General features: G+C 70.3%; 16 protein-coding genes and 1 pseudogene. 5 read left to right on the forward strand and 12 right to left on the reverse strand.

What is annotated here, in order from left to right; all coding sequences use genetic code 11:
- Window positions 1-4: 4 nt before the first annotated feature.
- The 3 genes from MXD95_RS27830 to MXD95_RS27840 all read left to right on the forward strand — a co-directional run bounded on the left by MXD95_RS27830 (window position 5) and on the right by MXD95_RS27840 (window position 2,556).
- Window positions 5-493, forward strand: coding sequence for a hypothetical protein (locus tag MXD95_RS27830; RefSeq protein ID WP_250643709.1), 489 nt, complete (start codon window positions 5-7; stop codon window positions 491-493).
- 354 nt (window positions 494-847) lie between these two features.
- On the forward strand, window positions 848-1,558 hold the full coding sequence (locus tag MXD95_RS27835; RefSeq protein ID WP_250643710.1) for a dTMP kinase: 711 nt from the start codon (window positions 848-850) through the stop codon (window positions 1,556-1,558).
- A 59-nt stretch (window positions 1,559-1,617) separates the two neighbouring features.
- Entirely contained in the window at window positions 1,618-2,556 is a 939-nt protein-coding gene (locus MXD95_RS27840) for an aminoglycoside phosphotransferase family protein (RefSeq protein WP_250643711.1), read from the forward strand.
- 13 nt (window positions 2,557-2,569) lie between these two features.
- Here MXD95_RS27840 and MXD95_RS27845 read toward each other — a convergent pair whose 3' ends face one another.
- The 12 genes from MXD95_RS27845 to MXD95_RS27900 are packed head-to-tail and all read right to left on the reverse strand — an operon-like array spanning window position 2,570 to window position 11,650.
- Entirely contained in the window at window positions 2,570-3,109 is a 540-nt protein-coding gene (locus tag MXD95_RS27845; protein ID WP_250643712.1) for a P-loop nucleotide/nucleoside kinase family protein, read from the reverse strand.
- A gap of 25 nt (window positions 3,110-3,134) precedes the next feature.
- Window positions 3,135-4,082: a nucleotidyltransferase family protein gene (locus MXD95_RS27850; RefSeq protein WP_250643713.1), complete on the reverse strand. Its 948-nt coding sequence runs from the start codon at window positions 4,080-4,082 to the stop codon at window positions 3,135-3,137.
- Window positions 4,079-5,197 (reverse strand): hypothetical protein, encoded by a 1,119-nt coding sequence (locus MXD95_RS27855; protein WP_250643714.1) that lies wholly within the window; start codon window positions 5,195-5,197, stop codon window positions 4,079-4,081. Before MXD95_RS27855 ends, MXD95_RS27850 begins: the two co-directional genes overlap by 4 nt.
- Window positions 5,194-6,024: a cupin domain-containing protein gene (locus MXD95_RS27860; protein WP_250643715.1), complete on the reverse strand. Its 831-nt coding sequence runs from the start codon at window positions 6,022-6,024 to the stop codon at window positions 5,194-5,196. Before MXD95_RS27860 ends, MXD95_RS27855 begins: the two co-directional genes overlap by 4 nt.
- 40 nt (window positions 6,025-6,064) lie before the next feature.
- Window positions 6,065-6,838, reverse strand: coding sequence for an HAD family hydrolase (locus MXD95_RS27865; protein ID WP_250643716.1), 774 nt, complete (start codon window positions 6,836-6,838; stop codon window positions 6,065-6,067).
- Window positions 6,835-7,575 carry a ribulose-phosphate 3-epimerase gene (locus MXD95_RS27870; RefSeq protein WP_250643717.1) on the reverse strand — a complete coding sequence of 247 codons (741 nt, stop codon included), beginning with the start codon at window positions 7,573-7,575 and terminating at the stop codon, window positions 6,835-6,837. Before MXD95_RS27870 ends, MXD95_RS27865 begins: the two co-directional genes overlap by 4 nt.
- Window positions 7,572-8,465 carry a sugar phosphate isomerase/epimerase family protein gene (locus tag MXD95_RS27875; RefSeq protein WP_250643718.1) on the reverse strand — a complete coding sequence of 298 codons (894 nt, stop codon included), beginning with the start codon at window positions 8,463-8,465 and terminating at the stop codon, window positions 7,572-7,574. The genes MXD95_RS27870 and MXD95_RS27875 overlap by 4 nt, the downstream gene beginning before the upstream one ends.
- Window positions 8,462-8,980, reverse strand: coding sequence for a nucleoside 2-deoxyribosyltransferase (locus MXD95_RS27880; RefSeq protein ID WP_250643719.1), 519 nt, complete (start codon window positions 8,978-8,980; stop codon window positions 8,462-8,464). Before MXD95_RS27880 ends, MXD95_RS27875 begins: the two co-directional genes overlap by 4 nt.
- Complete coding sequence (locus tag MXD95_RS27885; protein ID WP_250643720.1) at window positions 8,977-9,711, reverse strand: 7-cyano-7-deazaguanine synthase; 735 nt, start codon at window positions 9,709-9,711, stop codon at window positions 8,977-8,979. The genes MXD95_RS27880 and MXD95_RS27885 overlap by 4 nt, the downstream gene beginning before the upstream one ends.
- The gene (locus MXD95_RS27890) at window positions 9,704-10,477 is read right to left on the reverse strand and encodes a nucleoside/nucleotide kinase family protein (protein ID WP_250643721.1); all 774 of its coding nucleotides are present in this window, start codon (window positions 10,475-10,477) and stop codon (window positions 9,704-9,706) included. The genes MXD95_RS27885 and MXD95_RS27890 overlap by 8 nt, the downstream gene beginning before the upstream one ends.
- Window positions 10,467-11,195, reverse strand: a complete 729-nt coding sequence (locus MXD95_RS27895) for a 7-carboxy-7-deazaguanine synthase QueE (protein ID WP_250643722.1) — start codon at window positions 11,193-11,195, stop codon at window positions 10,467-10,469. Before MXD95_RS27895 ends, MXD95_RS27890 begins: the two co-directional genes overlap by 11 nt.
- The gene (locus MXD95_RS27900) at window positions 11,195-11,650 is read right to left on the reverse strand and encodes a 6-pyruvoyl trahydropterin synthase family protein (protein ID WP_250643723.1); all 456 of its coding nucleotides are present in this window, start codon (window positions 11,648-11,650) and stop codon (window positions 11,195-11,197) included. The genes MXD95_RS27895 and MXD95_RS27900 overlap by 1 nt, the downstream gene beginning before the upstream one ends.
- A gap of 1,528 nt (window positions 11,651-13,178) precedes the next feature.
- Here MXD95_RS27900 and MXD95_RS29475 point away from each other — a divergent pair.
- A pseudogene (locus MXD95_RS29475) lies at window positions 13,179-13,490 on the forward strand (maleylpyruvate isomerase N-terminal domain-containing protein); the annotation flags it as partial.
- A gap of 86 nt (window positions 13,491-13,576) precedes the next feature.
- A complete protein-coding gene (locus MXD95_RS27905) occupies window positions 13,577-17,212 on the forward strand; it encodes a CHAT domain-containing protein (RefSeq protein ID WP_250643724.1) in 3,636 nt (1,211 codons plus the stop codon).
- Window positions 17,213-17,535: the final 323 nt, after the last annotated feature.

The following is a 17,535-nucleotide window of genomic DNA, read 5'->3' on the forward strand; positions in this document are numbered from 1 at the left end:
TCACTTGACCCGCATCGGTGTCACCGGCCACATGGACCTCACCCCCGCGACCGTCCCCCTCGTCCGGGCCGCTCTCACCGCGGCTCTCAGGCCGTACGCGCCAGACCTGACCGGCGTCAGCTGCATCGCGGCCGGCTCCGACAGCATCTTCGCCGCCGTCGTCCTGGACATCGGCGGCACCCTCGAGGTGATCATCCCTGCCGCTGACTACCGCGCGAGGAAGGTCAAACCCGACCACGCCGATCTGTTCGACGACCTCGTCCGCCGGGCGGCCACCGTGCGGGTCCTGCCACACGAGGTCTCCGATCGGGCAGCGTACGAGGCCGCGAACGAATCGCTTCTCGACACCGTCGATCTGCTCCTAGCGGTCTGGGACGGCCAAGGCGCCGCCGACCAGGGCGGCACAGCCGCCGTTGTTGCCCGCGCGCAGGCGAGCGAACGCGCCGTCCAGGTCATCTGGCCAACCGGGGCAGCGCGACAGAAACAACTGTAACTCTGGTTTTGCTCGGACATGCGGGCCAGCCTGCGGCGCCTGTCCTGGGCTTTTCACCTCGCGAGGCAGCACTTCGCCGTGTATGGATGGCCTACTGATCGCGTCTGGACCTCTGGTCCGCCTCGTCCGGGGGCCGGCCACGCGTACGAAGAACTGAGTCGTTGTCGGTTCGGGTGCTGCCGCACCTGCGGCGCGCCCTAGCCAACCAGGTCCCCACCGTCATGGCCCAACGCTGGGACCCGGCCGCCGGTAGAAGGCCATGTTGTCGGATTCTTCTCGGCCCGGTTGCGGCGGCTGCGGGGCGGCGCGAGAGCCGAGGCTGGTGTCCAAGTCCGTCTTTCGAGGGTCGCCACTGTGATCGGAGGTGTTGGGATGCTCGTCAGCCTGGAAGGTCTGCCCGGATCGGGGAAGTCGACGCAGGCCCGTCTGTTGGAGGAGCGTCTTCGCGGCGAAGGATTCGTGGTCATCTATATCCCGGACCTCGCCACCCTCGACATCGAAGATGTCGGGACAGCCTTGGTGGAGATCTTCTCGTCGCCGGACGATCCGTTCCTGCGTCATGGGGATGTGGTGACCGAGTGCCTGTTGGCGGCGGCGGTGCGCGCGGACATCGTGGCGACGCGGATCGACCCGGTCCTCGACCACCACGATGTGGTGATCGAGGACCGTGGAGTGCACACCATGTTCTCCTACGGTCTGGCATCCCTGATCCGACAGCATGCGGTGGAGGTGGACGACGCCGTCTGCTGGCTCGACGGGTTGGGACGCCTTGCCGGGCGGCGGGCGGATGTCGCGCTGTGGCTGTCGGCGCCGGTCGGCGAGACGATCGCGCGGGCGGAGGCCCGTGACGGGAAGCGGTGGACAGGCGAGCAGCGCGCGTACCTGACGTTCGTGGACCTTGCCTACCAGGAGCTGGCCGCACGTGACGCAGGGATGGTCAGGGTGTCGACGGCCGGGCAGACGCCGGAGACCGTGCACGAGGCCGTCTGGGAAGCGGTCGCCGCGCAGCTGAAGCGGCCTGCTCGTAGAACATCCGTGGGGGCCGAGCCCGTGCGTGGCGGGTGACCCTCACCTCGTAGGCTTCGTGTGTTGTGAAGCCGTCACTGTCTGATGCGCAGGCGATGATGCCCTCCTCACCCCCCGCGCCGCTGGCGGACGACCTGCGCAGGTGTCTCTTGGTCAACGGTCCGGAACGCGTCGAGGGTTTGCGTCGCCTCGGTCTTCGTCCGTTGGCGGGCGGCCGGAACAACCAGGTCTTCGCTTGGCGGGACCCGCAGGGTGACGAGGTGTGCGTGAAGGCGTACCGGGTCGATGACCGGCAGCGGGCGGAGCGGGAATGGAAGGCGCTCTCACTGCTCGATGAGCATGCTGTGCCGAACGTGCCGCGGCCGTTGTGGCGGGACCGGCACGACGCTCAACCTGTCGTCGCGATGACCATGCTTCCCGGCACGGGTATCCCTGATCTGGTCGACCCGTCCGCGCGAGAGGCCGCCCTGGCAGGGCTGGCCGCGACGCTGCGACCGATCCACGACGTCCCGTGGGAAATCGGCTTCGCGAGGCTGCCCCGCGTCGACTCCGCGGCGCACTACATGGCGAGGCTGACCGACGTGTGGCCCGGCCAGCTCGACGCGAAGCCGGACGACCCGCTGACGCGGGACCTACGGCGGCTGCTGGGCGTGTGGCAAGACAGCGGGGACGCGGAGACGCTCGCCCGCCCCGCGGCGCGGATCTTCTCGCGGGGTGACGGGAACCTCGTCAATTGGCTGTGGGACGGGGAGGTCGCGCGCTGCGTCGACTTCGAGTTCTGCGGGTGGAGCGATCTGGCGTTCGACGCCGCCGATCTCGTCGAGCACATCAGCGCCCGTGAGGTCGACGACGACCGGGTGTGGTCGGACGTGGCCACGGCGCTCGGGGTCGACGGCGAGCTGATGCCGAGGTTCCGCGCGGCGCGGCGGACGTGTGCGTTGCGGTGGCTGGCGGTGCTGTGGAAGCAGCGGGAACGGCGGGGCGGGGAGTTCTCCGCCCAGCTGGACCGTGTTCGAGTCCTGTTGCGCGACCGGTGAGGTGAAGGCGCTGTCAGCGGGGTGCGGCGCGGGAGGTGACGCCGAGTCGGTCGAGGCAGCGCGCGACGACGGTCGCCGGGTCGGTGTCCGTGGCCAGGACGATCTTCGGTTCCGGGATGGAGACCGCGTTCGCGTGAATCCGCTGGTAGAGGGCGACGGTGCGATCGGCTGCGGGATGGTTGCCCTCGGCCTGGTCGTGGGTGAGACGTGCGCGCGCGACAGCGGGAGGGCAGACGCACTCGATGACGTATAGGGGGCGTCCGAGGCGTTCGGCGAGGTGGGTGACCCGGCTGATCTGGCCGGCGCGGTGGCAGGTGGGGCCGTCGAGCACGACGGCGGGTGCGATCCTCTCGCCGATCAGGTGGGCGGCGGCTTGGTGGGCGACGTCGATACACAGGTCGTCCTGGGCAGGGCTGTAGGTGAGATAGGGGGCGGTGAACAGGGCGTGGCGGATGTGGTCCTTGCCGAGGACGGCGGCGGGCAGGTGCCGGCCGAGTTCGGCGGCGAGGGTGCTCTTCCCGGTTCCGGGGAGACCCGCCAGCTGCACGATCATCACGATCCTTCCTGTCGGTGTGACCTCAGCCGCCCGCGATGGGTGCCCACCGGCCGGCGGCGCGGCACAGGTCCCACAGGTCGTCGAGGACGCGGACATCTCCGTCGGCAGACAGCCGGGTCGCGCGCGCGGTCCGCGGGTTCGCTGAGGTGAGGCGCAGCGCGTCGGCGCGTGCGCGCAGGGAGATGGGCCTGCCCGCGTGGGCCTTGCGTCGCGCCGTGAGCAGGACGACGGTGAGGTGATCGAGGGGGTCGAGGACGGGCAGGTCTACCTGCGGGTGGTCAGGCAGCGGCTGGGCCCGTCGGCGGTCGAGCATGCTCGCCACCAGGTCGGGGGGCACGGCCGCGGGCTGGGGCAGGTCGGTGATGATGTCGACGGCCGTGCAGGGGGTGACGAGGTCGTCGTGGAGGCGGGTGTAGGTCGCGCAGGTCGGCTCGTCGAGGGCGACGCGGTGGGTGGTCGGGTCGTAGTGTCCGGGTTGGTAGCCGAGCAGGCGCAGGGCGCGACGGAAGGCGTCGGCGTGGTCCGGGGCGACGAGGACGTCGAGGTCGCTGAACTCGCGGGCGCCGCGGCCTCCGTACAGCTGGAACTCGAGGGCTATGCCTTTGACGGCCGCGAAGGCGAGCTGCTGGCGGGTCGCCGCGTCGGTGAGGGCGGCGGCCTGCGCGCGGTGGATGGTGGTCTTGTGCCGGCTGGTGCGCAGGACGGAGGCCAGGAAGCGGCGGAACGCCCGTGGGATGTCGTCGGCCAGGCCGGTGGTGGTGAGGGTGTCGGCGAGCAGGCACAGCACCTTGTGCTCGATGGCGGTGGCGAGCAGCGTGCCCCAGTGCAGTGTCGGCTCGGTGAGCAGCGGTCGGATCGTGGCGTGGTGCTGCTCGACGGGTGCGGGCAGGCAGGCCGCCTCCAGGAGGAGGCGTTCCACCTGCGACGTTTCCGGTGGACGTGCGGGGAGGTGCGGGGTCGCTGGTCTCATCGGGTGGCTGCTTTGGCGTCGTGGAGGATGGCGGTGACGGCGTCGGCGACCGTGACGGGGTCCGGGCGGGCCACCAGTGCGTAGCAGGGCACGGTCCGGGCGAGGGCGGTGACGATTGTGCGCCGGTTGCTCTCCGTCGTGTGGGCTGGAGGCGTCGGGGCGAGCCAGTGGTTGACGTGGGAGCTGGCGCCTGCGGTGGGGCGGTGCATGAACAGCTGGTTGCTGGTCAGCGTGGCGTGGACGGTCCTCGCAGGGATGCGCTCGTGACAGGCGGTTCCCGCGGTCGGGGACAGCTGCGGCCAGATCATCACGTGGGGGCGGCAGCAGGCGGTGAGCGTGGCCGCGTGCAACAGGCGTGGGATGTCGGGCGGCTCGATACTGAGTTTCGCGTGCAGGCCAACCGGGTCCATAGGCCGGCTGGTAGGGACGAGGTTGGTGAGGTCGGGGTAGGCGAGTAAGGTGCCGACGCCGACGCGGATGTGGGCGGGCCAGGCGTAGCCGAGCAGTCCGTCGTCTCTGTCGTGGGTGAGCAGGAGCCGGTCGCTGGTGACGAACTCTCCGCCGAGCCGGCGCAAGAAGGCGACGAGGGTGGTGGTCTTGCCGGCGCCGGGATGGCCGGCGATCAGGATGCCGCGGCCCCGGTGGACGAGTGCGGCGGTGTGGGTGTAGACGGCGCCGGCGGCGAGGAGCTGGGCGGTCATGAGTTGGCGGACGAGACGGGCGGCGTAGTAGGTCGCCGCGTCGTCGGAGGCGCAGTGGACGGTGGTCGCGCGTCGGGTGGGGTCGTGGACGACGAGGGTGCGGTGCCAGTCGATCCAGAACACCTCGCGTCCGCCCTCGGTGATGTGGCGGGCGGTGAGCCCGCTCGGGCCGATCTCGCGAAGGTCGCCGACGTCGGGTAGGGCGTCGAGGAGACTGTGGCGGGGCTCGGTGACGGTAATGTCGACGTGCCACGCGGCGTGCGGGTCGGCGGTGGTGGTCCGGTAGGCGTAGAGGGTGTCCTGGGCGGCGCGAAGCGCGGCGGTCGCGGTAGTGGCCAGGACCACTGAAGCGTCCGCGAGGCGGAAGCAGACGACATGGCGGGTCTGTGCTGCGGGGCCGGGTGCGAAGGTCACAGCGGGCCCTTGAGGATCTTCGTGGTGCGGGCGGTGCGTATCAGCGCGGCCCAGTCGTCCTGGGAGGCGTGCCGATGCAGGTCGGCAAGGCCGATGCGCCGCGGCCAGGACCCCGGCCAGGGTGGAAGTTCCGGCAGGGGCGGCAGATCGTCGTCGCGCTGCGAGTCCATGGCGGTGACAGGCAGGACCGTTTCGCCGTCGCGCACGATGACGAGACCGGGCGCGGCGGCCCGCCGGTATTTCGCGTCGTCCTGGCGGGAGTGCGCGTCGTCGGGGTCCAGGTGGATGTCGGTGTAGATGTTGAACACGGCGGCCGGGCCGTCAAGGACGTAGGTCAGGTGCCAGGCCCCGAACGGCACGACCGTGACGTCCCCGGCTCGGGTGGTCACCTGGTGGACGTAGCGGGAGCCGTCAGGCCGGTGCCCGGCCACCAGCATCAGGGTGGTGCCGCTCAGGATTTGGAAGATCTCCAGCTGGGTGGGCGGGTTCCAGTGTCCGATGGACCGATGGGGTTGCCCGTCGGGCAGCGTGCCGGGTTGGTAGACGACGAGGTCGGCCCGCCAACCGTGCCTGGCGGGTGCGACGTCCCGGTACGCCTCGTACAGCAGCGGGTCCTCGCCGGCCTCCAGCGCCGTCTCGACCTGACGGCGGTCGGCGAACACGGTGTGGGGGCGGCTGGCGCCCGCGTCGCCGTGCAAGAGGTGAGACAGGAATCGGCGGCTGGGCGGATCGGGGGCGGCACCGAGGAGAGACGCGAGAGTGGCGGAGAGATCGTTCTCGGTCGTGGCGGTGGTGGTTGCGGGGCGCGGGGCGGCAGGCAAGTCCATGCGTTGTCTCCTGTCCGAACGTCAGTCAGAGCCGGTGGGCTCACCGGCCGGCATCGGCGGTCGACGCCTCGGGTGCCGCGGTGGGCGTGGTCTGGTGGGCGAGCCGTTGGACCAGTGCGGGGACGTCGACGAGCTGTGCGGCGTCAGGCACCTCGGGGCGCGACGGCGTGCGCCCGGGGTTGAACCAGACCGCGCGGCAGCCCGCGGCAAGGGCGCCGCGCACATCGGTGCGCCAGTCGTCGCCGATGTGCACGACCTGGTCGACGGTGGTGCCGGTCTGTTCGGCGATGGCGTGGAACATCGCGGGCTGGGGTTTGGCCACACCGAGCTCGCTGGAGAAGAACAGCCGGTCGAAGCGGTCGGTGAGCCGGTGGCGGTCGAGGATCTGCCGGGTGACGGCACCTGGGGTCGCCAGGGTGTTGGAGGCGAGGACAAGGCGGTAGCCGGCGGCGGACAGCGCGGCGAGGCAGGCGTGCGCGCCGGGGATCAGCTGGGGGCAGGCACGCAGCACGGCGTGGGTGTGCGCGACCGTGAGCACCCGGGCGAGGTCGTCGTCGGCGTCGATGCCGAGCCGGTCGACGATCGTGCGGACCTGCTCTTCGACCGGGATCTGCCGCCCGTGCTGGCGCTGCTCGTCGAGGAGTTCGGCGCGGACCGCTCGGACCGTGGTGTCCAGATGCTCGGCGGGGAGGGTGTGGCCGAACGCGGTCAGAGCGAGGTGGAACTCGCGGACCCGCCAGGCGGCTTCGGCGTCCCGGTCGCCGTAGCTGATCAGCGTTCCCCACAGGTCCACGCTGACGACCGTGACGCTCACCGCGGGCGCTTGGTCATGGCCCGCGGCGGGACGTGCTGGTGCAGCCACCGGATCGTGGCGGGCAGGTCGGCGCTGCCGAACAGCAGCGAGCCGGCGACCACGCCGTCGGCACCGGCGTCAGCGAGAGGGCCGACGGTCGGCTGGCGGATGCCGCCGTCAGCGAGGATCTTCACGGCACGGTCGCGGCCGGTCTCGCGCAGCAGACCGCGCAGGGTTCGCAGGCGGTCGAGCGCGGCCGGGGCGAGTCCGGTGCCTCGGGTGCCGATCGGAGTGCCGACGAGGACCACGACATCAACCGCGTCGAGGAAGGGGCGGGCGGCCGAGATCGGGGTGTCGAGGGTGAGGGCCAGGCCGGCGGCTTTCCCGTGCTGGCGAATCGTGTCGAACGCCGGGACGACGTCGTCGCCGGTTTCCACGTGGACGGTGATGAGGTCGGCGCCGGCCTGCGCGAACAGGGCGGCGAGCAGGGCGGGCCGGTGGACCATGAGGTGGGCGTGGAAGGGGACGGTCGTCAGCGGGCGCAGCGCGGCGAGCAGGTCCGGGAAGAACAGCAGGTCGGGCACGAAATGGCTGTCGCCGACGTCGAAGTGGAACAGGTCGGCGACGGGTGCGGTCCGCTCGATCTCGGCGCCCAGGCACGCCAGGTCCGCCGACCAGAGCGAGACATCGACCAGTAACCGCCCGTCAGGCAGCCTTGCGACCGGCCGAGTGGACGACGCCGCGTCGGCGCTGCTCATCGGGCGAACTGGTCTTTGCAGTGGGCGACCGAGCTGGCGATCGTCCGGCGAACCTGGTCGTCGTCGTCCTCGAACCGCGGGTAGACCTCCAGCACCACCGGCACATCGCCCAGACCGAAGTCGCGCAGGTCCGCGCCGATGTCGGCGACGTTCACGCCGCCGAGGGGATGCGGCCAGCCCCAGTGGGGGTCTCCCAGGCCGTCGGTGTTGTCGAGATGCACGAGGCGGATCGCCGAGCTCAGTGGTCTGATCCAGTCTTCCGGCGTGCAGTCCGGGCCGTACAGCGGCTGGTAGTAGGTGTGGCCGATGTCGAGAGTCAGGCCGACCGGTACCGCGGTGCGCCCGGCCAGATCGTGCATGAGCTGCTCGGCTTGCTCGACGGTGGAGGGGATCTCCCGGGCGATGGGGGTGGGTTCGACGAGGAACTCGGCGAGACCAGCAGCCGCGGCGTGGTCGGCGACGAACACCAGGGAGTCGAGCAGGTCGGCATAGCGCCCTGCCCGCCGGTCGGGGTGGGCGGCGTCGTGCACGCTGAGGGTGCCCAGCGGGCCGCCGACAGCACGGGCGCCGAGCAGCGCGGTCACGTCGCAGGCCCGACGCCACCAGGTCAGCGCGACCGCCCGCGCCTCCGGGTCGGGATCGAGCAGTCCGGCGGGCACGTAGTGCGCCAGGCCGACGTAGGCGCTGTGGATGGTGAGGTCCCACGCGGCGGCGGCGTCGGCGATGCGGCGGGCGACCTGGTCGCGTTCCCGCTCCGGCCACCACGGGTCGAGCAGGTCGAAGGTGACCTGCACGGTGTCCAAGCCCAGGTCGGCGCGGACGAACTCGGCCCACCGCTGCGGTTCCAGGTCGCGTTTGACGGCGAAGCACAGGTTGATACCGAGGTTCATGCGGGCTGTCCTCCTGCGGTCGGTGTGCGGGGCTGGGAGTCCTCGGCACCCGAGCCGTCCGCGGTGGTGTTCGGCCGCCGGCCATGCAGGTAGGCGGCCAGCGTGGCGGTGAGCTCGTCGAGGGAGCGGCTGATGCCACCACCCAACGCGTAGTCGATCATCAGGTTGTTCGAGTCGGTGCCGCCGAAGCGGCGGCAGTCGGTCTGCAAACCGAAGCAGGTCTTGCCGGCCGCATACGCGAGGCCGAGCTCGAAACAGGCCCCCTCGTCGGGCACCCGGCCGTCCAGGACGAGCAGGAACAGCTCGCAGTCGCCGACGGCCGTACAGTCGGCGGTGAACAGCCGGGCCCGGACGGTGTGCTCGTCGGCGCCGGCGCGGATCAGCGGCGCGGCTTCGCCGGCGTCCCGCTGCGGCAGGTAGGTGTCGAGTCCCAAATTCCGCAGCACGCGGTCGACGGTCAGGTTGAACTCCTTCTCCGCCTGGCTGAACAGCGGCGCGGCGATGTAGACCCTCACCGCCGGCCGTCCTGCGACGCGGCCTCACCGGCGGGCGGCGGGGGGACGAAGCCGACGGCGTCGAGGGCGGCGAAGAACTCCTCGGCCCGGTGATCCGGGTAGGTGCCGTCCCGCATCGCGGGGACGTAGTAGTCGCCGACCCGCGCCCAGGTCCACGGGTCGGCCTCGAACGGCGCGTCGACGCCGTTGTTGACCAGAGAGATCCAGCGGCGCAAGCAGCTGGGGCACCGCCCGCAGTGCACCGCCGCGCTGTCGGTGCGCGAGCAGGAGAACGTCAGCAGAAGGTCCCCGGCCGGCAGGCCCCGGCCGAGGTACCAGGCGACGATCTCCGTCTTGGTCATCTGCCAGAACGGGCTGTCCAGCCAGACCGGCTGTCCCGACAGATCTGTGATCATCTGGCTGATCTGGCGGAACGCCTGGGGGCTCTTGTCCGCGGTCGCGTCGCCCTTGACCCCGACGCACCAGATCCGCTCGGCCCGGTTCGCGGCCAGCATCGCGAGGTAGACGTTGCGCAGCGGGATGATCGCGTCGCAGGCTTCCCACCGCGACAGGTCGAGTTCCCGGCTGACGCTCACCTCAATGCCGCACCGGTCGACCAGCGCCGTGATCGCGGCCCGTTCCTGGTCGCGGTAGCGGTGGCCGAGGTCGAAGTAGAGCGCCGGAGGTTTGTCGAGATAGTGCCAGGCCGGAAACGAGTCCAGCCCAGCGGAGAACAGCAGCACGTCAGACACCGGGATCCCCTTCCACGGTGGGAACGCCGAGCAGGGCCAGCAGGTCGTGTTCGATCTCGTCGGCGACGTCATCGGCCTCGCGCAGGTCGACGACGACGGGGACGACCACGTCGGGGACGGCGGCGACCACGTGCCGGTAGGCGGCGTCGAACTGCGGCAGGAACAGCAGACGCTCCACCGAGCCCGGCACACCGCCGCCGCGTCCGCGCAGGATCGCCCGTTCCCGCGCCAGTGGCCACGGCATGTCCAGGAAGTACGCCCGGTCCGGGACACAGAACCACGGGGCGACACACCCCCGGAGCTGGTCGAGTAACGCGCTGTCGGCGACCTCAGGGCGCGTTTCGCTGAGGATCGCCAGGCAGTAGGCGATCTTGGAGTAGACGCCGTGGTCCACCACGACGATGTCGTGTACTTCCAGCGCCGGCCGGTAGAAGTGGTTGTGGTGCCACGCCTCTCGGCACAGTCGCGCGAACACGTCGACCGTGGCGTGATGGGGGTGACGGAACCCGCCGGTGCCCGTCCTGGCCCGCAGCGGCTCACGTTCCAGCCAGCGCGACAGCCGGCCCACCACGCCCGGCAGCGGCCCGTAGTGCACCACCTCGACGTCGAAGCCCTGCCCTGCCAGGCGGCGGCCGAGCTGCCCGGCCATGGTCGTCTTTCCCGCGCCCCACAGTCCTTCGACCGTGACGAGCACACCGCTGCGCGGGCGCAGGCGACCAGCTGCGGGACCGGCTGTGACGATGGAGCTGGGCTGGTCAGCGGCCACGGGCGTTCCCCCACAGCAGCACATGTAGACGCGGCGAGAGGTTCCAGCCCCGTTCCAGGGCGATCTCGACAAGGTGCCGCATACCGGCCAGCACGCTCGGCTCGTCGGTGCCTTCCGGCATCACCCACACCGGGGACAGGCCGAAACGACCCTCCAGCTCCGCGATCTCGTCGATCTCCCCGTCGGTCGAGACCACGAACTTGAACACGGCCTTGCCGCAGCCAGCGAACGCCGTCAACGCCGCCGGGACAATCCGCCGGCCCACGGCCACCCGCGAGCCCGACAGCTTCGGCGAGACAGTGAACCGCTCGACGACCTCGACCAGCTCCGTGATGGGCGCGACGGTGCCGTTGGTCTCGATCTCCACCTGCCGTCCCGCCCGCGCGAGCGCGGCGACCAGCGGAAACAGGGCGGCCTGTTGCAGCAGCGGCTCCCCGCCGGTCACGACCACACGGGTCACCGGCGAGTCCAGCGCCCAACCGAGCAACGTGCGCTGACTCAGCCGCTCGCTGCGCGCGTCCACGTCGAACCGGCTCCGGTCCCACGTATGCGGCTCGTCGCACCACGCGCACGACAGGTTGCAGGCCGACAGCCGTAGGAACAGCGCCCGCTGGCCGGCCGTCGACCCCTCACCCTGAAACGTCGGACCGAACCGTTCCACGACCACAAGCCCACGCGACGTCGCGGCACGCGGCGGCGCGACCAGGGAAGCCGGCATCACCGCGCCTCCCCGAGCAGGTACTCGGCCCAGCTGCTCGGGGTCTCCGACACTCGCACCGCCACGAGCCGGCCATGCACCCCGGGCTCCACCTCGGCCAGGAACCATCCGGCCAGATGCTGCGCGAGCGCCTCGCTGGTCGGCTCGACGTCCAGCACCTCGTTCAGGTCACGATGGTCGAACGACTCGGCGAGATAACGACCGGCGACGGCGAGATCACCGAAATCGGTGACGAATCCCGGACCGGCCAGCTCCGAGGCAGCCAGCACGAACTCGACCGTGTACGTGTGGCCATGAACGCGGGAGCACTGGTGGTCGGCGGGCAGGCTCGGTAGGTGGTGCGCGGCATCGAAGGTGAACCGCTTCCCGATCCGAAAGATCGCCGTACCGGATATCCCACTTTCGATCACTGTGCGCTCGGGCCCCGCCGCGGTGACGCCGTCCGCGCCCCTCACGACCGCCCCCGTGACCAGCGCGCCGTGGTGACGGCACCACTTCTGGGCTGACGCGACCGGCTCGACCGGTCGACCGAGCTGAGGCTCGTACCTGCGGGGTAGTCACGATGCGTCGACCAGACGATCCTCGTCATGGGAACGGTCCTCACTGAAGGTAGGCAAGACGGAACCGTTACACCATCGTCCAGCCGGCGTCGGCTGGACATCCCCCTCGCCACGAAGAAACCTTTCACCCGTCCCAACCGCACCTGAGCTGGGAAAATACCGACGGGACCAGCTACCTTTTCGCGCGTTTCCGGGCCCTTACCCCCCCGGGAAGTGATCGCTCCACTACTGGGGAGGCTCCGGTGGCGCGAGAATGAGTGAGATCCCGGAAAGCGGTAGCGGCGACCGCGCTGCCGGAGGATTCAGCTGGAGACGTCCCGGTTTGATCGCGGTGATCGCCGGTCGGCACGGTACACGATCAGCACCTCGCCTGTTCGCGCTCCTCGAACAGGACGTCGGCATGAGGGAAGACACCGTGTTCGGCTGGGACCTCAGTTCAGCGACCACGTCCTCCGCCCGTGGTCGCGACCTTCTGAACCGTCGGAGGGTCATCCGGATGACCGCCAGCAACTCCTGCCCGCCGGTCACCTCGGTCCCAGCCACGCCAGCCGCGGCGACCACCACACCGGGGAGATCGCGGAGATCGACATCCCGGAGATACCTGGGCTGCGCTCCATGGTGAGCGGCCTGCAACGGGCGCGGGTCGACCGGTACGTGACAGCGTCCACCGTCCACCCGAGCGGTCATCAGCGTCGACTCCGGCGATCGCACCCCCTACCCGCGGCGGCTTCGAGTACCTCACCCCACAGGAAGCGCAGGCCCTCGCCTGGATGATGCTGATCCGGGGCCGCGACCACCATCGACGCCGCAACCTGCCTCCAGCGCCCAGATCGGAAGGACAGGAGACCGCGATTCTCGGGTAGCAACCGGAAGCGCTGGCTCGTGAAGACCCCGGAAACGACGGTCGGCGAGATATTGCCACCTCCATCACATTGCTATCGGTGGCAAAAGCAGCTTCCTAAGACCGCTTCCGATGTTCCAGTCAGGAGCCCCATGAAGATCGACTTTGTGCATCCTGGGTACTTCTCCGTACAGCCTTCCGATCTAACCACGAAGGGTCTGGGGGGAAACGAGACAGGTATGGTCTTGTCCGCTCGCGTGTAGGTTCTCATCTTGGTTGTCCATCGGCGATACTGTGACCAGGCCTTCTACATCTTTCTCATCGAACCGTCCCAGTACCGTTTCTCACCGATCTGTCATTTCCCTTGTCCGGGGCATCCGGGCCACCCGTGATGGGCGTCGGCCATGGTGGCGGCCATGTCCCAGCTACCGCGCCAGGTGATCTACGGGTCCAGCATGCCCCGGCGACCTGCTCGGCCAGCCGGTCAGGTCGCGGTCGGGCCCGGCGCAGGTCGGGTTGGCGTTGGTGTAGGTGCGGTGCGTGCTTGGCCGGCGTGGTGCATTTGTGGATCTTCGCGGAAAGATGGTCGCCGGGGGACGGCGGGAGGATGACAATTGGCTGGTGATAACGGCCAGCAGCCCCGTGGAGGACGCAGCGGAGCTGTTTGCCTGTGCGCCGCCACCGGCTGGTGGAGCTGCTCGCTGCCTTGGAAGCGGAGGCCGGGAGCGCTCGACACCGTGCCCTGGCTGGAGCGTTCTCGATCTGTGTCGCCACCTGCTCGGCGACGATGTCGGCTGGCTGGCTCGTCACCGCGACAGGTACCAGGGCACTCCCGCGCCGGCCCGGCGCGCTGCAGGCTGCGCTCGACGCCGGGCGGTGGTGTGCGGGACATGTCCCCTTCGGACCAGAAGGTCGACTTCCATGGTCCCGGATGCCCCTGGCGAGGGGATAGATAGGGTTCGCAGAGCAGGCCACGGACAATGTGGTCCACCAGCGACGAACGGGATTCCACGGTGCGGGCTGCTCGCCTTTCGGAGATCCGGGATCGGGTCAGGCGGTTCAACGCCGCCGGGGAGCCGGCGGCGGTGCTCGTTCCGGAGGCGCTCGACGAGGTGGTGGACCTACTTTGCTCAATACCCGACCCGGCTGAGGACGCCGAGGTCGCACATGAGGCCGCGTGGCTGTTCTGGCTACGTTTCGCCGCCGGTGGCGCGACCGATGACACGGAGCTGATGGTCGCGCTGGACCTGTTTGCCCCCTCGTACCTGAGCGGCGTCGGGATCCCTGAGCTGATCTGCAAACTGTTCGACGACGATCCCCCCGCCCTGCCGGACGGGTCAGCGCTACTGGCGAGGCTCGGCCGGGCGCAGTTCCGGGAGGCGCTGAAGGGCGCCGACGGGGGCTTCCTGAGCAGGGGCATCGAACTGTTCCGGCGGTCGGTCGCCGTCGCCGGGCCCGAGCACGCCGACTACGCCGTTCTGCTGACCAACCTGGGCAGCGCGCTGATGACCCGGTTCGAGCAGAGCAGGCGGCCCGCCGACCTGGAGGAGGCCGTCAAGCTGACCCTGGCGGCCGTCACCGCCAGCAGCCCGGACGATCCCGCCTACCCCGCCTACCTTTCCAATCTGGGCAATGCTTTTCTGGCCAGGTTCAAGGCCCTGGTGAGCGAGGCCGACCTCGCTCACGCGATCGAGGGCCATCGCCTTGCGGTGACCACCTGGCCCGACCACCCCGACCATGCCTCGATGGCACACAACCTCGACCTCGCGTTGCGGACCCAGGCTGCGTTCCGCGCCCAGACCGACAGGCTCGACCAGAAGATCGACGAGGTACGAGGTGCCGCGGGTGCCGCCGACGGGCCAAGCCCGGCCGAGCTGACAGGTCTGCTGTTCATCCGGTTTCAGCAGGGCGGCGACCCCACGGATTTGGAGGACGCGATCCTGGTGTGCCGGGCCGCGGCGGTCGCGACAGGCGACGCTTCTCTACGGGCCGAGTATCTGTCCGGACTCGGCGAACTCCTGCGCACCAGGTTCATCTATTTCGGTGATAGTCAGGATCTGTCCGACGCGGTCGCATACGGCCGTGAGGCGGTGACCGCAAGCCCCGCGGGTGATCCGGGTATCGGCGGACGGCAGGCCGACCTCGCCGTCACACTGACCCGGCGTTACCAGACCGCCGGCGTGGTGGAAGACCTGGTGGAGGCGGCGGCGCTTGGCCGTAGCGCTGTGACGGGCTGCGACCGACCCGCCGCCTCCGACCTGGCGAACCTGTGCTACACACTGCGCACGCTGTTCGAGCGGACCGGTTGGATCGCGGACCTGGACGAGGCGGTCGGCGTCGGGCGGGCGGCGGTCGAAGCTGCGGCGGAACACACGCTGACTGTTCCGGCCTGCCTGGGCAATCTCGGGGTGGCGCTAATAGTCCGGGCCCGGCACACGGGCAGTCAAGCCGACCTGGATGAGGCGATCGACGCGCTGCGGCGGTCAGTACTCGCGATTCCGGCGGCGAGCCCGGACCGCGCGACGGCACTGACCAACCTTGGTGCCGCGCTGGTGATCCGATTCGACTCGACAGGCCTGCCAGAGGACCTGGACGAGGCGATCGACACCTGCCGGGAAGCCGTGCGCACGACCACCCCGGGCCAGTTCGGCCTGGCCGCACGCCTGACGGCTCTTGCCTCGGCCCTGGAAGGCCGGTTTCGGCTCGGCGGAGACCCGGCCGATCTGGACGAGGCCGTGGAGTCCTGCCGGCACGCGCTCGAGACGCTCGCCCCCGGTCAGCCGGGGCGCGCGGCGGCGCTGACGAGCCACGCGGTGGCGCTGCTCCTGAGACACGATCTCACCGACAGTGCAGCCGATCTCGACATGGCGGTGGACTCCGGGCGCGCCTCGGCGGCCGAGCTGGCGGCCGATCATCCAGACCGGGCCGCCGCCCTCGTCAACCTGGGCCAGACCCTGCGGAGACGGCACGCGCGGACGGGCGTCGGCGCGGACCTCGACGGGGCGCTGGCCGCGGCCCGGGAGGCGGCGGCCGCCGAGACCGGGCGGCCCCGAGACCGCGCGGTGGCCGCCGTGTTGTGGGGAGGCCTGGCGGCGACGGACGGTCGATGGGCCGACGCGGTGGCGGGGTACGCGGCGGCGGTCGACCTCGTCGCCCGGACCGTTCCGCGTAACCTCGCGCGCCATGACCAGGAGCTTCTTCTCGACGGTCTCAGTGGCATAGCTTCCGACGCCGCCGCCTGCTGTGTGCGTGCGGGGTCGGTCGCCCAGGCCGTGGAACTGTTCGAACAGGGGCGCGGGCTGCTGCTGAGCCAGGCGCTGGACAGCCGCACCGACGTCACCGCGTTGGCCGAGCGCCGCCCGGAGTTGGCGGACCGCTTTGTCGCGCTGTGCACGGCGCTTGACGCAACCGGTCCTGGACATGAGTCCGACATCGTGGCTCGACGCGAGATGGCCGCGGAATTCGACCGGCTGGTCGCGGACATCCGCATGCAGTCCGGGTTTGAGCGCTTCCTGCGCCCCCCGAGCGCACGCGACCTCGCACCGGACACGGGCTACGCCGTGATCGTCACGGTCTCCCGGTTCGGCTCCTATGCGTTGGTCCTCGCCGCCGACGGCGAGCCGATGGCGGTGCCGTTGCCCTGCGTCACACCCGACGCCGTGTGGGCGGAGGCCGGCGAGTTCCTCGACGCTGTCGAACAGGCGAACGGCAGCTCGGCGCGAACCCGCGAGCTCGGCAAGGACCGGATGACGCGCACCCTCAGCTGGATGTGGGACGCAATAGCCGGTCCGGTGCTCGGCCGCATCGGCCTCACCGGGCGACCGCCTGCTGGCGAGCCCTGGCCCCGGCTGTGGTGGTGCACGTCGGGCCTGTTGTCGTTCCTGCCGCTGCCCGCCGCGGGCCACCACGGCCCGGCGTCCGATCCGACACCGCTGACAGTGATCGACCGCGCGGTGAGCTCCATCGCTCCGACGCTGCGGGCGATCGCGTACTCGCGGCGGGCCGCGGACGCGCCGCGGTCTGGCGTCGACCGGGCAGTCGTCGTAGCGATGCCCACAACGCCGGGCACCAACGCCGACCTGCCGGGTGCGGCCGAGGAAGCGACCCTGATCAGCCGGTACTTCGGGGGCGAGGTCGACATACTGACGACCACGGCCGCCACACACGAAGCTGTACTCACGGCGCTACCTGGGGCCCGCTGGGCCCATTTCGCCTGTCACGGGCACAGCGACGTCGCCGAACCGTCGGCCAGCCGGCTGCTGCTCGCCGACCACCACAAATCTCCGCTCACCGTGGTGGACGTAGCCAGGCTCCGGATGGATGACGTTGAACTCGCGTTCCTGTCCGCCTGCTCGACCGCACGCCCCGGTGACCGGCTGGCCGACGAGGTGATCCATCTCGCCTCGGCGTTCCAACTCGCCGGCTATCGCCATGTGATCGGCACCCTCTGGCCGGTCGGCGACCTGCACGCGGTGGATGTCGCGAGCCTGATCTACGCCGCGGTTGCCGACGGCACGGACATCGCGGCGGCGGTCCATCGCGCGAGCTGCCGCATGCGGGACCTGTGGCCAGGCGAGCCCGGGGCGTGGGCGGCCTACCTCCATGTGGGTGCCTAGCCTCGAAAATTCACACTTTGATCGTTAACTATTTGGATCTTCCCGCGAGTCCTGTTGATGTTGGTTTCGAGGTTCGTGCATGGCAATAGCCCGGCTGTCGCACCGGGTGGGCGCCGGCTCCACAGGCCGGGCGGGTCTCTCTCGTCTCGTCGGGTCGGCGGGTCGGGTGTCAGGTGGGTACGGGCAGGGCGAGGATCCGGGTGAAAGCGGTGTGCAACGCATCCGCCCATGGCCAGTTCTCCGGGATTGTCGCCGCCTCCTGAAAACTGACCCCCCAGGGGGCTGCGAAATCTGACCCCCTGCTGGTGTAGGAGGGGTGCTGA

Origin of the sequence: Frankia sp. AiPa1 (assembly GCF_023243075.1) — a bacterium.
Lineage (GTDB): Bacteria > Actinomycetota > Actinomycetes > Frankiales > Frankiaceae > Frankia.

Coding starts and splice junctions, on each gene's coding strand:
- MXD95_RS27905 (WP_250643724.1), top strand. CDS start 13,577: ATGTGGTCCACCAGCGACGAACGGGATTCCACGGTGCGGGCTGCTCGC.
- MXD95_RS27860 (WP_250643715.1), bottom strand. CDS start 6,024: ATGGACTTGCCTGCCGCCCCGCGCCCCGCAACCACCACCGCCACGACC.
- MXD95_RS27840 (WP_250643711.1), top strand. CDS start 1,618: ATGCCCTCCTCACCCCCCGCGCCGCTGGCGGACGACCTGCGCAGGTGT.
- MXD95_RS27850 (WP_250643713.1), bottom strand. CDS start 4,082: ATGAGACCAGCGACCCCGCACCTCCCCGCACGTCCACCGGAAACGTCG.
- MXD95_RS27875 (WP_250643718.1), bottom strand. CDS start 8,465: ATGAACCTCGGTATCAACCTGTGCTTCGCCGTCAAACGCGACCTGGAA.
- MXD95_RS27895 (WP_250643722.1), bottom strand. CDS start 11,195: ATGCCGGCTTCCCTGGTCGCGCCGCCGCGTGCCGCGACGTCGCGTGGG.
- MXD95_RS27845 (WP_250643712.1), bottom strand. CDS start 3,109: ATGATCGTGCAGCTGGCGGGTCTCCCCGGAACCGGGAAGAGCACCCTC.
- MXD95_RS27870 (WP_250643717.1), bottom strand. CDS start 7,575: ATGAGCAGCGCCGACGCGGCGTCGTCCACTCGGCCGGTCGCAAGGCTG.